The following is a 4,017-nucleotide window of genomic DNA, read 5'->3' as shown; positions in this document are numbered from 1 at the left end:
GTGCTGGCGCGCTCGCCGCTGCTCACCGACGCCGACCTGATCAACCGCGTGGCTTCGAGTCCGAAGGCGACGCAAAAACTGATCGCAGACCGGCCGCTCGTCTCGATGGCGCTGTCGGCGGCCATCGCCGAGATCGGCGAGGCGGACGCCTGCGCCGTGCTGCTCGCCAACAGCGGCGCCGACATCGCCTCGCTCAGCTTCCGCCGCATGGCCGAACGGCATGGGCACCTGCCGCTGGTGCGCGAGGCGCTGATATCGGATGTCAGGCTGCCGGCCGACTGCCGGCATATGCTGCTCGTCAAGCTTGGCGAAATGCTGAAAACGTCGCCACTGGTGATGGCGATGATGGGCGCGGCGCGAGCCGACCGCGTCATGCGCGACGCCTGCGTCAAGGCTTCGGTGACGCTGATCGAAGGCACGCGCACGGAAGAACATGCGGCCCTGATCGAGCATCTCAGGCTGCGTGGCGACCTCACCGCGAGCTTCCTCATCCGCACCATCGCGCATGGCAAGGTCGATTTCTTCGGCTCGGCACTGGTTGCGCTCAGCCAGCAGTCCGAACAAAGGGTTAGGGCGCTGCTGGCCGGCGGGCACGACGTGGCTTTGCAGGCATTGTTCCGCAGCGCCGGGCTCGCCGGCGCCACGCACGCCATCATCCTGCGTGCGCTGAAGATCTGGCGCGAGGTCGCCAACGGCAAGCGCGTCGCCGGTGTGCAGGAGGTAAGCTGGCTGATGCTCAAGGAAGTGGGCGGTCAATCCGCCGAGGGTGATCTCGCCGCCTTGGTCAAGTCGATCCATCTCGACGCGCTGCGCGAAAACGCACGCGGCCACGCGCTGGCGATAGCGGCCGCCTAGCCTTTATCCCTGGCGAAAAAATCCGGAAAATCCTCCATCGCGGCGGCGATGATGCGCAACGATGCCGCGATCTGCAGCAATTCCCCGGTACCGTTTCGCTGGGCAATACCAGCCGCATATTGCCGGGCGACGGTGACGGTTGATGTCTGCGGATCGCCGGGGGCGCGGAAGAGCAGTTCGCGCGCCAGCCCTCTCAGGAAGTTGGCGATCGAAAGCGCGGTCTCGGATGGGATGGCATGGCTCTGGCTCGCATCGCGCAGCCGAAGGACCTCCAGGCCGACGGTGACGGCGGCGACGCCGCCGCCCAGAACCGCATCGCCTTTCTGACCGGCATTCTGCACCAGCGGCATCAATTGGTTGATGCGGTCGTAGGCGAGGCTCTCGAAGGCCGACCGCCTCGGCACCCGCTCATGCAGGCAAAGCCGCGCCAGATCCTCACGCATGGCGCGCACGATGCGGTTGGCCGCGAGCCAAGGATCGGCCGGCAGCACGACGATGAAGACACCGATCGCCAGCAGGATGCCGACCAGGATCGACGCCGAACCGGCGAAGAAGGGTCCGGGATCGTAGGTCATCGCCTGGTGCGGACTGAGGAAGGCGAGAAAGTTGATGGCGAAAGCCGTCGCAACGCCGACATAGCGTGGATTGGCCATGGCCAGCGCCGTCGGCACCAGGATCGGCACGACAAACAGCATGAACCAGCCGAAGCCGGGCAGGGCGGGCAATGCGATCTGGCCGACGAGAAAGGCAAAGGGCAGCGCCAGAAGCGTTCCCTTGAAGAAACCCCAGGCGACCTGCACAGGGTCGGGGCGAGCAGCAAACAGGCTCGACACGACGGCGACGAGAATGACCGTGCCGGCGGCTTCCGACCATTTCGTCGTCAACCAGAAGGCCGCGACCAGCAGCGTCGCAAGGGCAGCGCGCACCGCGTTGCGCGATGCGCCGGCGTAATCGCGATGCACCACCAGCGCAGGCTGCCTGCTGCCCCTGGCCGGGCGCGTGGCAGGCGCACGCAGGGCATCGAGGCCGCGCAGCACCTGCTTGAGCGCATCGGCGAAATCGGCGGCAATGGTCAGGCGGGTGATCGTGCCGACCCTGTCGTCGCCCTGGTCGGTCGAGGCATCGGGCATTTGCCGGGCCTTGGCCGAGATGGTGTCGAGCCGCGCCACCCAAGGCGTGGTGTCGTCCAGCGCGCCGGGCTTCGCGGCCATTTCACCGACAAGGGCTTGCAACTCCGAACGCACCGGAATGAGCGCCGCATTCTTCGGAGCGGCATGCGAATGCAACGCACGTGCCGCCGACAGCGCCGAGAGCAGTTGTCCGATCGTGCGCCGGACCGGATGCGCGCGCGGCGCGAAGCTCGGCGCCTCGAGCCTGGCATAGGCGCGCATCTCGCCGAGCGTCTGGGTATCCGTGACCAGCTTTCGGTGCAGCGCGGACAGCGTTGCCGGGTCGCCGCCGGAGAACGCACCGCCGGCATAGGTGGCAAGATCGAGGATGCAGCGTTTCAGGCGCGAGACGATGGCGTCGCTGGCCAGTTTTGGCAGGATCAGCCGGCTGGTCAGGCCGGCGCAGACGATGCCGAGCACGATCTCGGCACAGCGCGCGACAGCGAGGTCGACGACGAGATGCGGCTGTCCGAAAGCGGGCAGGCCGATGATCATTGCGGTGTAGCCGGCCAGGGCGGCGCCATAGGCTTCCGGATTGCGCAGCAGCGACGAGACGAAGGTGCAGATGCCGATCCAGACGGCAAGCACAGTCACCAGCACCCAGGGGTTGGTGCCGAAAACGGTGGTGATGCCGATCGCGGCGATGCCGCCGACCAGCGTGCCGAGCAGCCGGTAGAAGCCCTTCGCCAGCACCATGCCGGCAACCGGCTGGGCGACGATGAACACCGTCATCATGGCCCATTGCGGATGGTCGAGCTTCAGCGCATAGGCTGCCAGCAGCGCGATCAAGCCGGCTGAAACGGTGCGCAAGGCAAAGATCCAGTCGGAGCGCGTCGGCTGCGTCAACCCGGCTAAACTCGTCCCGAAATAGCCTTTCAGCCGCGTCCTGGTCACATGCTCGTCTCCGCAGCTGGAGCCTTGTTATGGACCGGCTGGCGGCTAGATATCCAGCACTTCCGTCTCGGCGAATTCGGCGCGTTCCTGGATGAACCGGAAGCGGGCCTCCGGCTTCGTGCCCATCAACGCATCGACGGCGTCCTTGGTCGCCGTCTCGGCGTCGATTACATCGATCCTGAGCAGCGTTCGCTTCCTCGGATCCATGGTGGTTTCCTTGAGCTGGGCGGCCATCATCTCGCCCAGACCCTTGAAGCGGCCCAGTTCCACCTTGCCGCGCCCGGTGAATTCGGTGCGCAGGAGCTCGTCCTTGTGGGCGTCGTCTCGGGCATAGGCGACCTTGCCGCCTTGCCTGATCGAGTAAAGCGGCGGCACGGCGAGATAGAGATGGCCGCCACGCACCAGCGCCGGCATCTCCTGATAGAAGAAGGTGATCAGCAGCGAGGCGATATGGGCGCCGTCGACATCGGCGTCGGTCATGATGATCACGCGGTCGTAGCGCAGATCCTCATCGCGGTACTTCGAACGCGTACCGCAGCCGAGCGCCTGGATCAGGTCCGAAATCTGTTGGTTGGCCGCCAGCTTATCGTTGCCGGCGCTGGCGACGTTGAGGATTTTGCCGCGCAATGGCAGCACGGCCTGGCTGGCGCGGTCGCGCGCCTGCTTGGCCGAGCCGCCGGCCGAGTCGCCTTCGACGATGAACAGTTCTGCACCGGCCGCGGCATTCTGCGTGCAGTCGGCGAGCTTGCCCGGCAGCCGCAGCTTGCGCACCGCGCTCTTGCGCGACACTTCCTTTTCCTGGCGCCGGCGCACCCGCTCGTCGGCGCGTGCGATCACCCATTCGAGCAGCTTCGAGGCTTCCTGCGGATTGTCGGCCAGCCAATGGTCGAACGGATCGCGGATCGCGGTCTCGACAATTCGAATTGCCTCGATCGTCGCCAGCCTGTCCTTGGTCTGTCCGACGAATTCCGGCTCGCGGATGAACACCGACAGCATGCCCGCCGCCGAGATCATGACGTCTTCCGAGGTGACGATCGACGCGCGCTTGTTGCCGACGAGGTCGGCATAGGCGCGCAGGCCTCGCGTCAAAACGTTGCGG

The 4,017-nt window shown here is 66.1% G+C and carries 3 protein-coding genes; 1 reads left to right on the top strand and 2 read right to left on the bottom strand.

The features are described from left to right. On the top strand, positions 1-855 hold an 855-nt coding region (locus ENZ74_RS24295; RefSeq protein ID WP_127313038.1), incomplete at its 5' end, for a DUF2336 domain-containing protein. Here the strand turns inward: ENZ74_RS24295 and ENZ74_RS24290 are convergent. Then, positions 852-2,918, bottom strand: a complete 2,067-nt coding sequence (locus ENZ74_RS24290; RefSeq protein WP_063167882.1) for an FUSC family protein — start codon at positions 2,916-2,918, stop codon at positions 852-854. The genes ENZ74_RS24295 and ENZ74_RS24290 overlap by 4 nt on opposite strands. Before the next feature lie 45 nt (positions 2,919-2,963). After that, on the bottom strand, positions 2,964-4,017 hold a 1,054-nt coding region (locus ENZ74_RS24285), incomplete at its 5' end, for a toprim domain-containing protein (RefSeq protein WP_245470998.1).

This window comes from Mesorhizobium sp. M7A.F.Ca.CA.002.15.2.1, from assembly GCF_003998715.1.
GTDB classification, from domain to species: domain Bacteria; phylum Pseudomonadota; class Alphaproteobacteria; order Rhizobiales; family Rhizobiaceae; genus Mesorhizobium; species Mesorhizobium ciceri.
Note: the sequence above shows the minus strand (reverse complement) of the source record. Positions and strands in the feature narration are given on the sequence as shown.